The organism is Nodosilinea sp. E11, assembly GCF_032813545.1.
Lineage (GTDB): Bacteria > Cyanobacteriota > Cyanobacteriia > Phormidesmidales > Phormidesmidaceae > Nodosilinea.
The window spans coordinates 415985-435012 of the sequence record NZ_CP136514.1 but is presented as its reverse complement, the minus strand read 5'-3'; the positions used below and the strand labels follow the sequence as shown (position 1 = coordinate 435012).

The 19028-nt window shown below is 53.8% G+C and carries 15 protein-coding genes; 7 read left to right on the top strand and 8 right to left on the bottom strand.

What is annotated here, in order from left to right; all coding sequences use genetic code 11:
- Positions 1 to 46 precede the first annotated feature (46 nt).
- The 5 genes from RRF56_RS01745 to drmC are packed head-to-tail and all read left to right on the top strand — an operon-like array spanning position 47 to position 6954.
- A complete protein-coding gene (locus tag RRF56_RS01745) occupies positions 47 to 301 on the top strand; it encodes a UPF0175 family protein (RefSeq protein WP_317033681.1) in 255 nt (84 codons plus the stop codon).
- Entirely contained in the window at positions 294 to 794 is a 501-nt protein-coding gene (locus RRF56_RS01740) for a DUF3368 domain-containing protein (protein ID WP_317033680.1), read from the top strand. Before RRF56_RS01745 ends, RRF56_RS01740 begins: the two co-directional genes overlap by 8 nt.
- 48 nt (positions 795 to 842) lie before the next feature.
- On the top strand, positions 843 to 4244 hold the full coding sequence (drmA, locus tag RRF56_RS01735; protein WP_317033679.1) for a DISARM system helicase DrmA: 3402 nt from the start codon (positions 843 to 845) through the stop codon (positions 4242 to 4244).
- A complete protein-coding gene (gene drmB / locus RRF56_RS01730) occupies positions 4241 to 6154 on the top strand; it encodes a DrmB family protein (RefSeq protein WP_317033678.1) in 1914 nt (637 codons plus the stop codon). Before drmA ends, drmB begins: the two co-directional genes overlap by 4 nt.
- Positions 6154 to 6954 (top strand): DISARM system phospholipase D-like protein DrmC, encoded by an 801-nt coding sequence (gene drmC, locus RRF56_RS01725; protein WP_317033677.1) that lies wholly within the window; start codon positions 6154 to 6156, stop codon positions 6952 to 6954. Before drmB ends, drmC begins: the two co-directional genes overlap by 1 nt.
- A gap of 91 nt (positions 6955 to 7045) precedes the next feature.
- Here the strand turns inward: drmC and RRF56_RS01720 are convergent, their stop codons facing one another.
- Positions 7046 to 7699: an SGNH/GDSL hydrolase family protein gene (locus RRF56_RS01720; protein WP_317033676.1), complete on the bottom strand. Its 654-nt coding sequence runs from the start codon at positions 7697 to 7699 to the stop codon at positions 7046 to 7048.
- Between the two features lie 148 nt (positions 7700 to 7847).
- Positions 7848 to 8165, bottom strand: a complete 318-nt coding sequence (locus RRF56_RS01715) for a hypothetical protein (RefSeq protein WP_317033675.1) — start codon at positions 8163 to 8165, stop codon at positions 7848 to 7850.
- A 109-nt stretch (positions 8166 to 8274) separates the two neighbouring features.
- Between RRF56_RS01715 and RRF56_RS01710 the strand changes: the two genes are divergently transcribed.
- Positions 8275 to 9597, top strand: coding sequence for an IS701 family transposase (locus RRF56_RS01710; protein ID WP_317033674.1), 1323 nt, complete (start codon positions 8275 to 8277; stop codon positions 9595 to 9597).
- A gap of 105 nt (positions 9598 to 9702) precedes the next feature.
- A protein-coding gene (locus RRF56_RS01705; protein ID WP_317033418.1) for an IS630 family transposase occupies positions 9703 to 10661 on the top strand; the annotation gives its coding sequence in 2 pieces (ribosomal slippage) (positions 9703 to 10054 and positions 10054 to 10661; 960 coding nt in all).
- A gap of 6 nt (positions 10662 to 10667) precedes the next feature.
- Here RRF56_RS01705 and RRF56_RS01700 read toward each other — a convergent pair.
- Genes RRF56_RS01700 through cas10 form a run of 6 tightly spaced genes read right to left on the bottom strand, consistent with a single transcriptional unit; the run spans position 10668 to position 18842 of the window.
- Entirely contained in the window at positions 10668 to 11132 is a 465-nt protein-coding gene (locus tag RRF56_RS01700) for a hypothetical protein (protein WP_317033673.1), read from the bottom strand.
- A gap of 33 nt (positions 11133 to 11165) precedes the next feature.
- The gene (locus RRF56_RS01695) at positions 11166 to 13013 is read right to left on the bottom strand and encodes an RAMP superfamily CRISPR-associated protein (protein WP_317033672.1); all 1848 of its coding nucleotides are present in this window, start codon (positions 13011 to 13013) and stop codon (positions 11166 to 11168) included.
- A 1-nt stretch (position 13014) separates the two neighbouring features.
- Positions 13015 to 13419, bottom strand: a complete 405-nt coding sequence (locus RRF56_RS01690; RefSeq protein ID WP_317033671.1) for a type III-B CRISPR module-associated protein Cmr5 — start codon at positions 13417 to 13419, stop codon at positions 13015 to 13017.
- An 8-nt stretch (positions 13420 to 13427) separates the two neighbouring features.
- Entirely contained in the window at positions 13428 to 14390 is a 963-nt protein-coding gene (cmr4, locus tag RRF56_RS01685) for a type III-B CRISPR module RAMP protein Cmr4 (protein WP_317033670.1), read from the bottom strand.
- Between the two features lie 4 nt (positions 14391 to 14394).
- Entirely contained in the window at positions 14395 to 15558 is a 1164-nt protein-coding gene (locus tag RRF56_RS01680; RefSeq protein WP_317033669.1) for a type III-B CRISPR module-associated Cmr3 family protein, read from the bottom strand.
- On the bottom strand, positions 15555 to 18842 hold the full coding sequence (gene cas10, locus RRF56_RS01675) for a type III-B CRISPR-associated protein Cas10/Cmr2 (RefSeq protein WP_317033668.1): 3288 nt from the start codon (positions 18840 to 18842) through the stop codon (positions 15555 to 15557). Before cas10 ends, RRF56_RS01680 begins: the two co-directional genes overlap by 4 nt.
- Between the last annotated feature and the right edge of the window lie 186 nt (positions 18843 to 19028).

Genomic DNA, 19028 nt, shown 5'->3' with positions numbered 1-19028 from the left:
TTAAGCCGTTTCTAGCCCCAAAACCTAAGTATCGAGCAAAGGCCCCATGTCTCTACAACTCACCATCGAATACCCCGAAACCTTCCCTGATGCCGTAGGCCGCACCCGCGAGCAATTTGAACAAGAAGCCCGCTGGGCCATGGCCGTCAAGCTGTTTGAGCTACAGCGGCTTTCCTCAGGCATGGCAGCAGCCCTGCTAGGGGTCGATCGCGTCACCTTTCTGCTCAGGCTGAGCGACTACGGCGTTCCCATGATTGACCTCTCCGAAGAAGAGCTACTATCGGACATCGCCAATGCCTGAGACAACTCAGATTGTGATCAACACTTCTCCCCTCATCGCGCTAGTAGCAGCCTGGGGAGACTTAATCCGCTTAGAGCCTCTCTATGAAAAGGTTTGGGTGCCCTTCGAGGTCTGCCAAGAAATTTCAAGAGGGGGCACCAGTCAACTTGCCGTACCCGAGTTTGATCAGGCTACCTGGCTCCATAAGCAAGCCACTGCCCTAGCTATATCTCCCTTTCTGCTCAATGCCCTCGACCTAGGAGAAGCCTCTGTTATTCAACTGGCCCTAGACCAAAACATCACCACGGTTTGCATTGATGAAGCGGTTGGACGGCGGGTTGCCCGACTCAACGGCCTAACCTTAACTGGCTCCGTCGGCATTTTGCTAAAAGCCAAACAAAGAGATCCGTCACTGTCGGTTAAAGCTGCCATCGACAACATGCTCAGCCGCAAGATTCGCCTCAGCGAGACGGTTATCAACATCGCCCTGCGCCAAGCCGGTGAACTGGATTAAGGGGGCTAATCCTGTAGACCGCCCCGATGCAATTTAGGATCTGACACCATGACTACCTCCGCCGACATTCGCGCCACTCTGGTGGATGCCCTCAACATTGACCTCGTCGGCCCCACCCCCCACGACACCGACCACGCCGAGGAAATCCTCAGGCAGGCTCCCTCCAAGTGGTACCTGACCGGCTTTTTGGCCCCCTTTGGCGCACCCCCCGACCTGCGCTCCGACGACGATGCCGACGACGACCTGCCTGAAGAAGTCACCACCAGCGACTCCAGCGAAGACAGCAAAACTCCCGACAAACCGGCCGCCCGCAAAGCCTTATTTCCCTCCTCCATGGGGCTGAGCTGCTTGCTATCGGGCAAAACCACCACCCTAGAAGCCCAAGTCACCTGGGGAGACTACATTCCCCTCACCCCCGCAGAGGACGACCATGAAGAAGACCAAGGCAAGTCGAAGCGCAAGAAAAAGCCCGAACATTGGCAGCGGGTACCCCAACAGGCCACCCTCACCCTCCCCATTGAAGAACGTCCAGAGCCCTTTGCCATCGACATCCCCGGCGGCAGCGGACTCAACCTGGTGGTCACCTGTCGCCCCGTGCTGGATGATCGCTTCCCCTACGGCACCAAAGCGGTGTCGGTGTTTTTGGTTAACTATCGCCAGGTCACCTCTGGGGAGCGCGACACCACCTTTGCCTTTCAAACCCACCTCAATATCCGCTGCACCGAGGGGTTTGTCCCCCGCCCCGACCCTCGCAGCGTCAGCACCAATGACCCCGATGAGGCCATTGCCGCCCTTCAGTACCGTGACGACTACGAATTTGCCGTAGGCCACAACGTCTCAGCCCTGGCCCTAGAGGCCGAGGGTAGCCACTGTAGCGAGGTCTGTACCACCTGGATACCGATTGCGGAAGTGCCCCGCGTGGCCCCCACCGCGCCAAAGGGGGTACAGCTCGGCATGGAATCTCTGGCCCTAGCCCCCGATGCCGCCACCATTCGAGGCATGGTGGGGCCGCTAGTCACCGAGTATCGCGCCTGGATTGCCATCCAACGGGCCGTAGCCATTAGCCCCCAGGAGGCCGCTGACGTGGCTAGAGACCTGCTAGATCGGGCGGGGCGGGTCTGCGATCGCATCGAAGCCGGTCTCAATGCGCTACAAGACCCCCAGGTGCTAGAAGCGTTTCAGATGGCCAATCGGGCGATCGCCACTGCCCGCCGCCGCCAGCTTAGCCAAGAAGAGGGCCACCCCCCCGAGAGCTTTTCAGAACCGACCTGGCGACCCTTCCAGCTCGCCTTCATTTTGCTCAACCTGGTAGGGCTGGCCGACCCCATCCACGATGATCGCAAGACGGTAGACCTGCTATTCTTCCCCACCGGGGGCGGCAAAACCGAAGCCTATCTGGGCCTAGCTGCCTTCACCCTGATTTTACGGCGGCTCAAGTACCCCGGCATCCAGGCCGCTGGCCTGAGTGTACTGATGCGCTACACCCTGCGCCTGCTCACCCTCGACCAGCTAGAGCGGGCCTCGCGCCTGATCTGCGCCCTAGAGCTAGAGCGGCAAAAGGTGCCCGACAAACTGGGCACCTGGCCCTTTGAAATTGGCCTCTGGGTGGGCCAAGGGGCCACCCCCAACCGCATGGGCAAACGGGGCGATAAGGATGAGCATTCGGCCCGCGATCGCACCCTCGACTACAAGCGAGACAGCAAGAGCAAACCCTCTCCCATTCCCCTAGAGCGCTGCCCCTGGTGCGGAGAAGGATTTACCACAAACTCCTTTCAGCTCTTGCCCACCGAAGACGCCCCCAAGACCCTCAAGATTGTCTGCGTCAACCGCATCTGCGACTTCCGCAGCCGCAATCCCCTACCAATCCTGGCCGTAGACGAGCCGATCTACCGCCGTCTACCCTGCTTTATCATCGCTACGGTCGATAAGTTTGCGGCCCTACCCTGGGTCGGCCAAACGGGTGCCCTGTTTGGTCGAGTCACTCACTACCAGGAGAACGAAGGCTTCTACAGCTCCGGCGACCCCACCCCAGCGGGACGCCTCTTGGAGGGCTATCTCCCTCCGCCCGATTTGATCATTCAAGATGAGCTGCACCTGATTTCTGGCCCACTAGGGACGATGGTGGGTCTCTACGAAACAGCAATTGATACGCTGTGCTGCCGTGAAGAGAATGGCCACACCATTCGCCCCAAGGTAATTGCCTCCACCGCCACTGTGCGTCGGGCTAGCCGCCAGATCCAGGCTCTCTTTGGCCGCAGCCAAGTCGATATCTTTCCGCCCCCTGGCCCCGATCGCCACGATTCATTTTTTGCTAAAACCGACTTTAAAGCGCCCGGTCGGCTCTACGTGGGAGTCGCTGCCCAGGGCCGCAGCTTAAAAGTGATTTTGCTGCGGGTCTATCTGGCCCTGCTAGCAGCGGCCCAGAAACAGTGGAAAGACGCCGGGGGCAAGGGCAATAAAAACAACCCCGCTGACCCCTACATGACCCTGATGGGCTACTTCAACTCCCTGCGAGAGCTGGGGGGCAGCCGCCGTATTGTGGAAGATGAGGTCAACTCTCGTCTAACCAAGTACAGCGATCGCCTGCGAGAGGGTGAGTTAGTCGGCCCCTTCCTCGATCGCAAAATTGACGAGATGCCGGAGGAACTGACCTCGCGGGTGAGCACCAACAAAATCGCCAATACCAAACGCCGCCTCTCTACCCCCTTCCACGAAGATGACCGGGTCGATGTGGCCCTGGCCACCAACATGATTTCAGTCGGCCTCGATATTATTCGCCTGGGGCTGATGGTGGTGCTGGGGCAACCCAAGACCGCTGCTGAATACATCCAGGCCACCAGTCGGGTCGGGCGCGACAAGAACAAACCGGGGCTGGTGGTGACGCTGATGAACATTCACCGCCCCCGCGATCGCTCCCACTACGAGCGCTTTGAGAGCTGGCACAACAGCTTCTACCGGGCGGTCGAGGCCACCAGCGTTACCCCCTTCTCGCCTCGGGCGCTGGATCGCGGGCTAGCGGGAGTCATGGTAGCTCTGGCTCGACTAGGCGTACCCGCGATGACCAGCCCGATGGGGGCCTCTAACCTAACCGACCAACGGGCAGCGGTCACGGCCATGGTGGAAGCCATTGCCCGCCGGGCCGAGGGCCACAGTCCTGATTTAGATGGTGAAGCGGCGAATGATCTGCGGGTGAGGGTGCGATCGCAGGTCACTGACCTGCTCGATACCTGGGAGCGGATTTTGACCCGCGAAACCCGCTTGCAATACCAAAAAGAAACCGACCTGGCCCCCGCCCTGCTGGTCGATGCCCTCGATTTGTCTGCCGAGAAACGTCCCGTCGATGAGCAAAAATTCAAGACCCAGCGCAGTCTGCGCGACGTAGAAGCCAGCGTCAACCTCTGGATTCGAGACCCGTACACCATGGAAGGCGTAGCCGGAGACGACGAATGAGCCAGTCCAACAAAGCCCACAACAAAACCAAGAAAGCCAGCGGCGAACTGCGCCAGAGCCAGATGCTCACCACCTTCGGCCCCGGCTCGATGGTAGACCTGCCCGCCCGGTCGGTGATTATTTCAGGCCTCAGCTACTGGAAAGGCGACAAACCCTACATTCGAGAAGACCGCCTCAAGTACAAGGTGGCCAAAAGCCTCAACCTGCCCGACGGGCACGAGGTTAAACTCTTTGGCCCACCCATCAAAACGAGCGACCCCAAAGCGCCCCTGAGCGGCGTGGATGCCCTGGTGTTCCCCACCTGGTTTCTTGCTCAGATTGACCGCACCATTGATCGGGGGGGCAAGGCTTACCGTACCCGCCCTCTGATTTCCTGGAGCGCCGTCAAGGGGGGAGCCCGGTTTGAAGGCAAGACAGTGCAGGCGGTGCCGGTGCGCTTTGTCCAGGCCTGCACCAATGGCCACCTCAGCGACATTAACTGGAATGCTTTTGTCCACAACGACTTCCAGGCCAAGTGCCGAGGCCAGCTCTGGCTGGATGAAGCTGGTTCCGGCAACGACTTTGAAGAAATCTTTGTGCGGTGCGAGCAGTGCAGCAGCCTGCGCCCTCTATCCCAGGCCAAGATTACCGACTCTAAGGTGCTAGGAGCCTGTGAAGGCCATCGCCCCTGGCTGGGTGCCCGAGGCAAAGAACCCTGCCGCCGCCACCGGGTCACCGACACTGGCGAGCTTATCGCCACCGATAAGCCCGAGTACAACCGGCTGTTGGTGCGATCGGCCAGCAACGCCTACTTCAGCCAGATCCTCAGCGTCATCTCCATGCCCGACAAGGATGCTGCACTGAAGCAGGCCGTGGATCGCTTCTACGAAGAAGACCTGCAATACACCGAAGACATTGCCGATGTCACCAAAGAGCTGCGCAAAGCCAAGTTTGCCGACCTGGTCGAGTTTGGCGCAGAGGCGGTCTGGGCTGAGATTAAACGCCGCAAAGCCGGTCTTTCTACCCCCGACAAAAGCATCAAACAGGTGGAACTGGAGGCATTGCTGGCCTGCCCCGAAGAGAAAGGCAAAGAGACCCCCTCCAGCGACAAGATCTTTGAAGGCTATACCCGCAAGCCCAGTTCTCTAGAGCCTAAGTGGCAACCCTTCATCGATAAAGTTGTTCTGGTGCATCGCCTAAGGGAGGTGTTGGCCCTGATTGGCTTCACCCGGTTTGAGGCGGCTCAAACCAACATCGAAGGGGAAATCGATGACCTTGCCATCGGCGTCCGTCGGGCCAGCCTAGACTTTGAGCCCAACTGGGTACCCGCGATTGAGAACCTAGGCGAGGGGGTTTTCATCAGCTTCAACAAAGAACAGGTGGAGCGCTGGCAACAACGGCAAAACGTGATTGACCGAACCAAGGCTCTCAATCAAGGCTTTAGCAAATGGGCCGAGAACCGGGGCATCCCCCAAGACAAGGCCAAGTTTCCCGGTGAAGCCTACATCATGCTCCATTCCCTCTCCCACCTGCTGATCACCGCCGTATCCCTGGAGTGTGGCTACGCCTCTAGCGCCATCCGCGAACGCATCTATGCCTTCCCAGACATCGGCTATGGCATTCTGCTCCACACCGGCACCTCGGGTTCTGAAGGCACCCTGGGAGGTCTAGTCGAGGTCGGTAGACGGATTGAATACCACCTCGGCAAGGCCCTAGAGCAGGGGCGGCTCTGCTCCAACGACCCGGTCTGCGCCCAGCACAAGCCCGATAACATCCAGGAAGACCGATTTCTGCACGGGGCTGCCTGCCACGGTTGTCTGCTCATCGCTGAGACCTCCTGCGAACGACGCAATGAGATGCTTGATCGCGCCTTGGTCACCAGCACTGTCGAGGGGTTAGGGGCCGAGTTCTTTCCCGATGGGGTCTACTGATGTCGCCCTTTGTGCGGCTGAGTCGCCCGGCTCTGGTAGGTATCGCAGAGGCTCTAACGGCTGGCAGATTGAGTCTGCCAGTCTCTAACGTCTCTCTATGTGCCTACGTGCTTGAGCAGGAGTTAGCCGCCGTCGTTCAGGAAATTAATCACCTGCACCAGCAAGGCATGGCACCCAGGCAACTGGCCTACATGCTCACAGTGCTGGCCGAGGAGCGGGCCGTGTCCCAGGCCAAACAAGATCAGGTAGATCTGGTGTGGACCGGGCCAGAAGTCCCCGGTACCGAAAGCCGAGACACCGGCATTGTGGTGCGGGAGCTATTTAGCAGCGCCCAGCACAGCGTGCTGATCTCCAGCTTCGCCATCGACCAGGGCACCAAAGGCTATGACCTCTTCCGCCCCCTGGCCCAGCGCATGGATGCCAATCCCGCCATCCAGGTCAGAATGTTCCTTAACGTCAAACGCAAGTACCAAGACCGTACCCCAGCCGCCGTCCTGCTGCGGCAGTTTGCCGAAACCTTTCGCCGCCATGTCTGGCCCGGTCAACGCCTGCCGGAGGTCTTCCACGACCCCCGCACCATGCTGATGACCGCCGAGTCTAATGCCTGCCTCCACGCCAAGTGCGTGGTCGTCGATGAAGAGCGCCTGCTGATCACCTCCGCCAACTTCACTGAGGCCGCCCATGAGCGCAACATTGAGGCCGGGGTGTTGATGCGCGATCGCGTTGTGGCCCGCGCTATCCGCTCCCAGTTTGAAATGCTGGTTGTTCAAGGCCTTTTAGAACGAGTTCCAGGACTGTAGGTAGGGTTATTACCGACAGTCCACAGGTTGACGCCACTCAAGCAGGAGATCCAACACCCACCTCAGGCAGTCATCACTGAACCCTGCCACCTTAGGCATAACAGACAGTGTGGGCGATCGACTTGTCGTGCTGGCTGATGACCGTAACAATCCGTTGGGCAATCTTCTGTCCCCCTTGGTGGGAAGGCTCAATGGGCGAAACGGCAGAATAGTCACCTGGGTCAGAGCAGACCAACCGCAGATCGATCAGGGGCAGACCATACTGAATCGCTTGCCGGGTAATGCAGTCGTTAAAGAGCGACAGAGCCGTAAAGGCCAATAGACGCAGCCCAGGGTCTTGGGTAGAGGCTTGGTCGTAGATGGTGCAGACGGTCAGCGGTTTTTTAAATGCCGACAGCTGTTTCAGAAGTTCACCATATCGGTAGTTAAACTCTGTCTTCATCTCCGCCAATGCCGCTAGGGCTGCGGCCACGGAATCGGCTCGGCTCTGCAACTGGGCAGCATATCTGAGGGCATCGTTACCACCAACGCTCAAAAACAGGTGGGTAGACTCCACGGGCAATGCCCTGATTTGGTCGTGAACATCTGTGATGTAGTCACCATCCACCGCCAATAAAAGCACTTGGTGCTGATCAGGATCTAAAGCATCCAGCGCTACGCGCAGGTGCTCTTGAACAGATAACCCGTCTGGCACATAAGTGGCGTTGTCAAAGATAGAGTCGCCCAGTAAAACGGCGTGTACCACGGGTCTAATCTCCTACAAAAAATGACGGGGCCATTGCTAATGCTTGCACAGCTCATGAGATCTAAACTGCCCCAGATCGCAGCTTTGCTCCTTTAGAACTTACAGGGCAGATTGCGCTATTGGGTTAAGGCTCCAGGTAATCAAATAGTCACAAAGGTGTGGATCGCTGGGTAGCGATGCGATCGCCATAAGCAACATAAGCTCCATTGACCGCGTGACCTAACAGCGTTACTTGATTATTGGCTGGTAGAACATAGACCCGCTCAAATTTAGCGTCATTGAGATAACCAACAATGCCACGCACATAGACCACCAACACCACTGCGTCCGAGAGCACCCCCCTCAACCGATCAATCTGTTCTTTAACTAAGGCTTCGCTCTCAGGTACTAGCCAGCCTCGGTCAGTGAGTTGCACTACTCGCTTGGCAGAATGGTCTTTCCAGTTTTGTGCATCAAAAACCACCACATCTGCGGCTGAACGTCTGACTTCTTCTAATCGGCTACAAAATATCGCTCTTCAATGACTCTGGCGGTAGATAATTTAGGGTAAAAGGGCTGAGAGCTAGGCAGACGTGATGACAGCGCCCCGTATGGCCAGACCGACTGTGAGGTTTGTAGACGAATATTGCGAAAGTTACCGTGACTTATTTGTCGAAGTAAGAAGCTTTGAAGCATTTAAGCATCTGCATGCGGGGATGATTTCGGAAGCAAAGCGGAAATCGCTACCTACTATTGCGAAGGTTGCAGGCCTACCCAATGCCCAATCATTGCAGCAGTTCTTGGTCAACTCTCCCTGGCAGGCAAGAGACCTGAGACAGCGACGCATTGAGTTGATTCTTGCCCTCGTGGCGGGCCGCAAGCTAGTCCTAGTGATTGACGAAACCGGAGACCGTAAGAAGGGACATGTCACGGACTATGTTAAACGGCAGTACATCGGCAACTTGGGCAAAGTAGAGAACGGCATTGTCTCAGTTGATGCCTATGGTGTCCTTGACAACATCACTTTTCCCTTGACTTTTGAGATCTATAAGCCAAAAGAGCGATTAAAAGCGGGAGAGTGTCATCGCACCAAACCTGCCATCGCCGCAGCGATGGTTCAAGACCTCTGTCAATTGGGCTTTAAGTTTGAGTTAGTTCTTGCCGATAGTGCCTATGGGGAAAGCGGGAGTAGTTTCGTTAGGACACTGCATCAATTAGAACTCCCCTACGTGCTTGCGATTCGCTCCAACCATGCTGTGCTATTGCCCAAGGAGCAACGGGTCAGGACCAATCGCTGGCGCGAGTATGACCGGCAGTTCAGTGATGGTAAACGCGAAACTCGTTTTATTCGAGAGATCGTTTATGGCAAACGCCGCGCTCAGCGCTACTGGCAACTAACGACTGACAGAGACGTTTTACCGTCGGCTTCAACCTGGATGGTTATGACTTGGGTTAAGGGTCTGTCTTACAAACAGGTCGGAGACCTTTATGGCCTGAGAAACTGGGTGGAATATGGCTTTAAGCAAAGCAAAAACGAACTCGGATGGGCTGACTTTCGAGTGACCGACTATACCTCGATTGAAAAGTGGTGGGAGATTGTCATGAGCGCTTATTTGATGGTCACGTTACACACACCACCGATGCGACCTAAGGGAACTATCCCACCGGAACAAGATGATTCAGGTGTAGTCTTGTCGTTTACCCATCATTCAGCCTGGGGCGCAGGGAATGGATGGAAGAACTGGCTCAATAACTTACGCCTGATTCTGTTGCCCTGGGTGAGTTCAAATCTGTTGAAACCTTGGCTAAAGATTTTTCCGATCCCCAAGTTGGAACAAGGATTTCAGACGCTCACAGGGCTCATGAATCTGTTCCCAGGTGCGTCTATTACAAATCCACAAAAACTTTCCTCTGCTTAGAGTCATTGAAGAGCGATATAGCGGCTCCTAGACGGGCGAGGTACGATCAAAGTAGAGGAAATGCAGAACGGCGCTACACTATCGCATTTCTGGCAGGAGGGCGTGATGAAAGCCTACTCACTTGATTTTCGAGAAAAGATAATTGATGCTCACTTTATGGAGGGGGTCTCGGTTCGTAAGGTGGCTAAGCGGTTTGGGGTGGCGACGAGTTTTGTCGAAACGCTTTTGAAGCGTCTTCGGGAAACGGGCGATATCCTACCTAAGCCCCATGGGGGTGGCCCTCAACCTAAACTCAACGGGGAACAACTCCAGCTGGTGAGAGCCTTAGTTGAGGCGGATAATGATGCGACCTTGGAAGAACTCTGCGACCAACTCGCTGCCGAAACGTCGATAACGATTAGTCGCTCGACCATGGGTCGGATGGTGCAAAAGCTTGAGCTCACCCGTAAAAAAAAGCGCTGCACGCCACCGAGGCGGAGAGTCCACGGGTGCGACAAGCCCGGGTTGACTATTGGCAGTCCATTCGAGAGGTAGCCCCGGAAGACTTGGTGTTTATGGATGAGGCGGGGGTTAACTTAGCCATGGTTCGATTGTACGCCCGTGCTCCAAAAGGCCAACGTGCAATCGGGGACCGTCCGGCCACACGAGGGCAGAACGTGTCGCTGGTCAATGCGCTGAGTTTGCGCGGTCCGATTGCTCCGTTGACAATTCTCGGTGCGATGGATGGTTTGACCTTTGAAGCCTACATCATCCGTCGAGTTGCGCCCAATCTGTGGCCTGGGGCAGTGCTTGTCGTTGATAATAGTCGTGCGCATAAAGCCACGGAAGAGGTCAATGCTGCGCTTGAAGCGGTGGGTGCACGACTGATGTTTTTGCCACCCTATTCACCAGACTTTTCACCTATTGAACCGTTCTGGTCGAAGGTCAAGAATAGCTTGAGTTCAATTGCTGCACGGACTTATCAAGCCTTAAACGAAGCGATTGAGTTTGCCTACGCTCAAGTTACCTTGGAAGACATTCGTAACTGGTTCACAAATGACTGCTACTGTACCTCATCCGAATGAGAACCGCTATAGGACTTGCCGGAATCCACGATTTTTGACTAAAAAAAACTCGCGTGTCTCTTCTGAGCCATCGGGCAAATAGTAATTGACTAATGACTGACTCACTACTCGTTCAGTGCGTGCGCCCATCTCCCAGTATCGAAATTCTTCCTGAACACGCTCTTGAATATGTTGATCAAGTCCTTCTCGAACCATTTGGCTAGCAACTTTTTTGGCATCTTCAAGATTATTTTTGAAAAACCAGGTTAGCAATGCTCCAATAATCCCTAGAAAGCCAAGAAATGCACTGTTCATTTTGAGGATGAACTCTAGCTGTTGTGCCAGCACTTCAGACTCAACTTGCCCCACCTGCCCTGCACTGGGAGAGATATTGACAGCCATAGTAATGATGGCGACTGAAGCTGCAATTGCTAAAATTAGCGCTGCCCATTTGAGCCATTCGAAAGCTCTTGATTGGTTTCTAAATGACATATTTTCCTGGCTTAAAAATCAATCTATGAATTATCACCAGGGCAAGGTGATTTCTACTTTATCTTTAAGTTGAATAGATTTTCCTATTGCCTTTAAAAATTTATCTCGGTCTGGGTAATCGACACCAAATAGGGTGATGACCTGATACGCATTAGCAGGATTGCATAAGTTGTTTGCCTGAATCCATACAAATGAAGGAATATTGAGCTTGCCGCCGACAGAAGGATTGCCTGTTCCCCCTTTGAAGCCACTCTTGTACCAAAAATCTAGTGCTAGTCCAAGTACCTCTTGATGTTTGCCTTGTTGTTTCCACTGATTGCTTGGCACATCTTTCGGGTGTTTTGTACTATTGGCTTTAACTAGATATATCCGAGCATTCTGATTTAAGACATCTTGATATCTATTGTGAGTATCGCCAGGAGAACAAACACCAGGCGGGCTAGAAATCAACAATCCCCGGCAAATATCCCGAAGGCTGCTGAGCATTGTCAGCCATTCATCTAGATCATATCCTAGGGAGTCCTGAGGATCAGTAGACTGCCAGTAGCAGCCTCTTAGTCGTCCTGAGTTGCAATGTAGTGGGCGTCTGGCTCCACGGCCTATACCGCCTAGGTGTATTGCTAACCTCAAAATGTATTTGATTAGGGTTAAATGCCCTCGATTGGTAGATTCTAAATGAATCGTACCCTTTGCATAGTAAGGCGTATCAATCCCCTGGTTACTCAGCTTTGAACCTCCCTCGATATCGACAGAAATTCTGACACTACCGTGCGTAGGTTTCTTATGCTTATTCAGAGTTGTATCAATACTGCCAAATAACTTAGCCTCAAATATCTGGCAATCCTGCGGAGAGCAAAAACTTAGTGCTACAGCCCTAAACCAGTACCGTAAGACCCCTCGAATGGCCGTCGACCTTAACTCGACCTGCTCTGAAACACTATAAATGCCTTGCGACCACAGCTCAAAACTATGACTGCTGTTGTGCCAGCGGGATTTCACCAGTTGAGAAGCTTCAGATACTTGACCACCTATCTCTAGAGTTGACTCTTGAGGTTGGCTAACTCGTCCATACCCGGCACTAATGCGAGAGCCTAGCCCCTCTTGAATCAGTGCCTCTTCCAGCCATGTTCTGGCTAGTTTGACATCTGCTTCAGACCCCAAGCTAGTTTTCACCAAACCAACCTTCAGAGTCACATTCTGTAGAGACATTAAGTAGTGAGGCGATGGGCCATATTCCACCTGGGTCGCTTTCCAGTTCCACTGAGGCGTGGCTACATCTATGCTTAAGCAGGGCGTTGTCGGAAAGGCGTCTAGAATTTGTACTGTGCCAAGGGACGCTTTCTGTTTATCTTCTGACGCGGCTTCGTTAAGAAAGCCAAATAGACGCTGAACTGTCTCTAGACTTTCAGACTGGTGATGCTCTGCCCAAGCTTTAACAACACCTTTAATGCTGCTGGCAGGTACATAGGGGACACCATACACGGGGTGCAGTGCAGGTAGTAACCGCTCTCGAAATCCCTGAATTCCACCGACTCTTAATCTTGCAGGGAAATAAACTTCTAAAATCTGTCCAGCTAGCATTGCTGTCCGCTGATTGAGGACATCATAAAGAGGCTGGCAGGTTTGAATGTCAGCTTTAGCAGTTTCTTCTAGGAGGAGTTTCAGTCTCTGCTCTTCTGGTTGAGAATCGTTAAATTTTCCCGCAAATTCCTTTGAGAAATCTGCACAGTTAAGTGTTTGAAGGGGATTTTTGATCTGTGAAAGACTAGGGGCTTCATTCCTCTGCGAGATAGATGGCAAGGGAGTCGAAGCCTCTATGCCAATTTCCTGAGCTGCTTGAGCTAGTCTTTCCTGCCAAGATTTTTTTTGCCCTCTTGCCATGCTAATTATTCTCCGCTTCGCCAAGTAAAGAAGCAGCCCAAAACGACCATTCCTTCGCAAACCTTAGGGCTAAGTGGTTGAGGGCTAAATAGTCTCTGAGAGGCATTTCCGTATTGAAAATTAGGCTTTTTTCATCTCTGGGCTGAAAGTCGGCCCCGCTAAACTTTTGTAGACTTTCGAGAAAATGATAGTAGACAGTGCCCTTATATTTTGTATCTTCAGAGTTTTTTCCACTAAAGCTCTTTGCATCGCCACTTAACCTATGCAGTCCCCATGTAGAGATATAGGCTGGCAATCCTTGTACTAGAGCACTCGCTTTCTTATGATATTTCTTATTCAACTGCTGGCTGAGGCTCTCTAATGCTCCGTAAGCTTCTTGGCTAAACTGACGTGGATCAAGTTTCATTAACGATTTCACTCCTCGACAATAATCTGCATGGTTCTCATTTCAGTCCATCCCCGCCCTAGTCCTTCTAGCCCTCCAAGCTGGAGGCGGGTGCTCATCCGATTTGGAATCGTGGTTCGGAGTGTCTCTTTTACTGCTTGCGTTCGCTTAGCCTCTGCACGGGCTTTTTCAATATCTTTTTCATCTTTGTCTGTGGCGACAGCTTGAGGAAGCTTTAGACCCCAGGGGAAAAACAGTACTGTTTCCGGCGGGACTGCCTCTTCAGAGCGAAAAGATCCTTTGTCTACAGTTTTTGAGTCAGCTTCTAGACGTACCCGAACCTCACGTTGCAGTCCTGTTTCTACTAGAGATAGGCACTCTGCTTCAGGCAAAACAATTAACCGTTCTGGCAAAAGACTTACTAGGCTAGATGCCTCCAGCAATTCAGTTAACTCAGAACTAATAATTTCAAAGCTTTCAGAGGCTAGTTCAGCTGGTTGGAGCAAAGCTGTCTGTAAATAAAGTTTCTCTCTTTCGAAGCTGACTACTGCGGACTTGCGAACATCTTTGTTTGATAGGTGCTGTCGGCATGTCTGGATTAAGCTGCGTACATTAGCTCGGGAATTTGGTGCTAGCCAACGGCTCCACCGCTCTAACCATAGCGGACAAGTAATCCACACCAGATGATGGCTCAGAGACGCAATGGGAAAGAACAGGAGTGTGGCATCTGCGAACCAAATTTCTCCTTCTGTAGGCTGATTACCATCCTCGATCCGGCGGCCAAATATTAGGCTGGTAGCGATACTTTGCTGTGGGTCGTCTTTGCTGTCTTTTTCAAAGACAGAACGAACTTTGCCGCGCACTGATGAGGCTGGCATGTAGGGAAATTCGGTATGCACTTCGCGGGCAATGCCCATGAGGTTACCTTCATTGGCACTGCCCCCTGTGTGCAGCGGCGTTAGCAAATACAAATAGGTCAAATAGTTATCCATTAGCTCAGCGCACTCCCCATAACAATTTTCCGTAGTTCAGCATTTCAAAGGTTTTTAGCCCCTTTCGAGAATTCTCCTCAGGCAGCAGCTTTATTTGCTCCGGTAGCGACTTAAACGCATACACCGTTCCTGGTGGCACGAAGGCTCGTTGGGGGATGTAGGCGACCTCATCTGGTTCCTTATCCTCTGTCTGCGCTTGTTGCCCGCGCGCGATCGCACTTATCCCCCCCCACATCAGTTGCCGATCCGTGGCGCAGCCCGCTAGGTGGTCACGCCAAGGGTTGGGGTAGCTGGCATAGATCGGTTTATCGTCAGCCGCCAGGGCCAACCCCGGCGTCAGCACGTATGCTCGTATGCGATCGCCCCCATTAGTTTCAAACCCACTCAAGGTTTTCCAACCTGGCGGCTCTGGTATCTGCTCCACCATAGCCCGGTGCCCCTCGCCCCCCAGACGAATCACACCCTGCTCTGGCGGTGCTTCATCTGGCGAATCAAACTGGGCGACGAAATGCCACCCCGGCTGCATCCGCACTGCCACTTCGGTAAAGTAGCCATCGGCATCTTGCACTTGGCGCGTGCCCGACTGCATTTGAATGTGGGGCATTATCTGCAAATCCCACGGGTTAGGGTGAAACAGTGGTTTCGCTTCAATTTCTTTTGGATTCCAGGTTGCTTCTTGGCCATCGAGATACTCTGCTAGATATTTGGCTTGTATCCAGGGCTGAGGTGCTCCAATGCGCTGCTTGGCTTGCAGGGTTTCTTGATAAACCTCGTAGGGTGTCACCATTGGCGCTGGATGGGTATTGTCAAAGGCGAGATGCTGCCATTGTTCGTCTTCTGGAGCAGGTTTTAGCCGTCGAACTGCCTCCCAGCGATTACTAGACTGCTTAGCACCGACCCCATCTGGATACAGACAAACTAAATCCTTCGGCGTAGGTAACCAGAGATTGCCATTAGAATCGCAGAGGAAAGGGCCGAGAAACCTGAGGTTGCGATTCGTGCGTTCTGCTTTGCTGGTGCGGGGGTTAAGCAGCGATCGCAACCCATGGAACACAGTAATTGGCAGCGGTGGAAACAGCCCCTTAGCCCAGGAGCCGTCGGTGGGGCTAAAGGGCCGGGAGTCGCGAAATAGCAACACATCTAACGGTGTAATCCGGTACCAGGTCATGATGTCACCTCCACCGTCTGCTTCTGGGGCTGCACCCAGGCTTGGCGCTGGGCGTTTTTACTGACCCAGAAGGCGCTGAAGCGGAGTAGATAACCAATATCTTCTGGGCGAGTACCGATAGTACTTTGGGCCATCTGGTCGGCGACTTCTGGCGATTTTTTCTCATTTAAGGCAGCCTGTCTAGCTTGCTCCTGAATCTCGCGTGCCCAGTCTTCCCAATGCCGTAACCATTGATCAAGCTGCTGGCAAAACTGCTCAAATGTTGCCTGATTGCCCTGACTGCTCTCGTCTCGATTTTTGGCAATGACTTTAGCAGCCTCGGCAAACAGATAGTAGCTAGGCGTAATGCTGGCTCTTTTGGGAAGTTCTTCCGCCAAACGATACAAAATAGGACTCACTTTGTCTTCGTTTTTCTTTAGCTTCATCCCTGTCTCTATCATGGCCCACCAGTCATTCAGAAAATCCCCTTTCATCAGCGCTTCTAGGGTGTTGCCGCCACCGTAGATGACGCGGAAGCAGAGGCCGTCTTTGCCGGGCATGGCTTTGGCGGTTTTTTCGGCATCCCATAGGCTTTCGAGCACGGTGGGCAAGGGCACGGCTTTGTTGGCAATCACAATGCCCAGGCTCATGGTGGCGTCTTTGCCCATGGTGAAAAGGGGGCGTTGGGGAATCCCGTCGAGAGGTTGATTTGGGTGCCAGTAGCCGCCTTGCCCCGTAAATTCATCCTCAGGGTCTGGCATCCCACTCCAGGCGGCGCGGAGCGATCGCAAATAACCCGGCAAGTCTTCTAACGGCAGCACCGCCATCACATCGTCGCCGCCGCTGTAGATCACCCGCCCGCAGTAGCGTTTTTCGGTCAGGTAGGGCACCAGGCGATTGGAGAAATCTAGCAGGGCGCGATTGAGACCAATGTGGGTAGCTGGCCCCATACGTTTTTGAGTTTTCTTTAGGAGACTTGCCAGATGATCACGTTCGGTTGGATGAGTATCTTTATCAAGACTGCTTTTATCAATTGCCCCAGCATTAACATAGCGCCGATAGGCTTTTAGCTCTTCCCCTGAGATGTAGTTGCCCATGCCGTCGCCGTCGCCTAGCACGATCACCCACCAGTCGCCGGGGCTGCCGTCGCCGAAGTTGACCTCGTCGTGGCGATGCGCTTCATCAACCAATCGGCGTAGCGTTGTGACTTCGTTGTCGTTTGTAGCGTGTTTTTCCAGGTTGAGGTCATCGGCTAGCCATTTGCTGGAGAACATGACGCCGTTGTAATTGTGCCCCCGCTTGGCTTGTGATGGGTTAATGCGGTGATCTGTTTTCCAAACATGGGTGGGTCGTCCTCGGGTACGGGCAGCAAACTGAGCTTGGTGTTGAGCATTCTCAAATCCACTGCCGATCTTTTGACGTAAAACTCGCCAATAGGCTTTGAGCTTTGAATTAGGCTGCTGGTAAGACTCGTAAATAAAACGAGCCGCAGCAATGGAGCTGAGGTTAGGAAAGCGGATCAGTTGCTCGTAGTCGATTTCACCACTGCTTTCTTGCAGATTCAAGGCAGTTTGGTCGTCATTGTCGTAGTCCTCGGGTCTCAGCACTGGTAACGTGGTCGGAATTCCCATGGAGTCGGCTACGCCGCCAAATTGCCAGGCCATGCGTTTAGTCAGTTCTAGGGCGTTAAGCATTTCGGAGCCGTTGAACAGGCCTTTGTAGGCGTAGGACATCAGCAGCCAAAACAGCCGCATGGAACTGTCTGGCAGGCCGCCGCCTTCGCGGAAGTCGCGAATAGTGCCATCTTGCAACCGTCGCTCTTGATAGTTCAGCCGAGGGTGCAGGGCGCTAAACTGGCCCGACAGACTAGATCGCGGCCCTGGTGCGGCGGGAATTTGCCAGTGACGAGTGTTTTTTACCGCCATGTGGGCGGTGCGGAGGCGCTGTTGCAGACTACCCCACCAGGTGCCAACGTTGAGTTCTTGTTGGTAGACCGCTTTTTCGGCCTCGCTGGGGAGTGAGGTGGGAGGCCAGGCGATCGCACTTTGTTGATCAGCCCAGTTTTGTTGGGTCTTAGGCCAGGTGGGATCATTCTCAGCTTTGGGCTTGATCAGCAAATCCGCAGCTGGATGCCCCAGGGGAACTGCCGCCCAGTACGGTTCCCATGTGTTGTCAATCTGGGCATCCCATAGGTGTCGCCACTCCCAGCAGTTTTGCTGCTTGAGCAATTCTGCTTCCTGACGGTAGAGGCTATGATTGACCTGCGAGGGCAATGTTTGATCAAACTCACGCCAAAGCTCATCGCGCCTAGCCTGATGCTGCTCTTCGGTTAAAAAAGCGATGACCTGGGTGCGGATGTTGTCGCGAATCTTGTTGCTAATGGTTCGCCATTCTTCAGCTAGCTGCTTGGCCAGTTTCTGCCCTAGCTTCTCTGCTTCTGCCTTCCCCGGCACCAACACCGTGATCATGTTCGGAAACCCTGCTGTGCTGAGGCTGTTAGACTCTCGGTGGTTAAAGCGCTCAACCGGAGTTTTATGGGAACCCGCTGGGGCGATCGCCTTAAAACACTCCTCAAAGCTGGAGAAGGAATCATCTCGCAGCATTAGGGCATCGAAGATTTCCTGATTCCACAGCGACGGCACAATTACGGCATCGGGGCCATACTCTTGGGCGATGTACCAGCAAAGGCGGGCGCTGAGGTAGTGGAGCAGGTAAGACCCGGCCCAAAAATCTAGGAATTTGCGGGAGGCTTTGATGAAGTCTTGGACAGGGGAAAAGCTGAACAGTAGTAGGTATGGGGTTTCTGGCTGGTCGGAGCTAGTACCGAGGGGAAACATGGCCCCGGCCAAAGCTGATACCGTGCTCTGGTGGCTGTGCAGAGGGCAGTCGGGTAAAACGCTATGGGCCGGATGCAGCAGAGCGTTGGGGTAGTCTTTGGCCCATAGCTCTGGGTAAAACCGCCAAAACCACCAAAATACTTTTTTGGGGTCGGCCTCGTGTTGAATCGGGCTGATATCAATAGCCAACTCTGCGGGCCGTTGTCCGGGCCAGGTCTGTTGCTGCCCGCTGATGGGGTGGCAGGCTGTAGTTTCGCTGGTGGAATGCTGGGCGTGGAGGTTGATGCGATCGCTAGAAGCGCCAATATCCTGACAGACCTTACCAGCGCTGTTCCACCAGTTGCTCAGCTCTTCCAAATGAGGCTTTAGGCAATCAAGTTGGGAGCAAAGGTTGTTTTGGTTAGGGAGATCTGAATCTGGTTGAAAGGCTTGTAAAAAGGCATAGAGTTTTCGCTGGTAATCAGTCACAGAAACCGGTTTCCCTGCTAAATATCAATTTGAATAGGGTGGCCTCTAGGGATAGAGACAAGGGTGAGGTTAGAGCTATGGCGTAGAGGGTCTGCCTATGAGTTCACAGTTGCCTTACCTGGATGAGGTTGTTCTACCGTCACAAGCAGACTTCAGATTGGATATTGACGATTCCGGAAAGGTTTG

Excerpts from the sequence above, each read along its gene's own strand:
- RRF56_RS01745 (WP_317033681.1), top strand. The coding sequence starts at position 47 with ATGTCTCTACAACTCACCATCGAATACCCCGAAACCTTCCCTGATGCC.
- RRF56_RS01740 (WP_317033680.1), top strand. The coding sequence starts at position 294 with ATGCCTGAGACAACTCAGATTGTGATCAACACTTCTCCCCTCATCGCG.
- drmA (WP_317033679.1), top strand. The coding sequence starts at position 843 with ATGACTACCTCCGCCGACATTCGCGCCACTCTGGTGGATGCCCTCAAC.
- drmB (WP_317033678.1), top strand. The coding sequence starts at position 4,241 with ATGAGCCAGTCCAACAAAGCCCACAACAAAACCAAGAAAGCCAGCGGC.
- drmC (WP_317033677.1), top strand. The coding sequence starts at position 6,154 with ATGTCGCCCTTTGTGCGGCTGAGTCGCCCGGCTCTGGTAGGTATCGCA.
- RRF56_RS01710 (WP_317033674.1), top strand. The coding sequence starts at position 8,275 with ATGACAGCGCCCCGTATGGCCAGACCGACTGTGAGGTTTGTAGACGAA.
- RRF56_RS01700 (WP_317033673.1), bottom strand. The coding sequence starts at position 11,132 with ATGTCATTTAGAAACCAATCAAGAGCTTTCGAATGGCTCAAATGGGCA.
- RRF56_RS01695 (WP_317033672.1), bottom strand. The coding sequence starts at position 13,013 with ATGGCAAGAGGGCAAAAAAAATCTTGGCAGGAAAGACTAGCTCAAGCA.
- RRF56_RS01690 (WP_317033671.1), bottom strand. The coding sequence starts at position 13,419 with ATGAAACTTGATCCACGTCAGTTTAGCCAAGAAGCTTACGGAGCATTA.
- cmr4 (WP_317033670.1), bottom strand. The coding sequence starts at position 14,390 with ATGGATAACTATTTGACCTATTTGTATTTGCTAACGCCGCTGCACACA.
- RRF56_RS01680 (WP_317033669.1), bottom strand. The coding sequence starts at position 15,558 with ATGACCTGGTACCGGATTACACCGTTAGATGTGTTGCTATTTCGCGAC.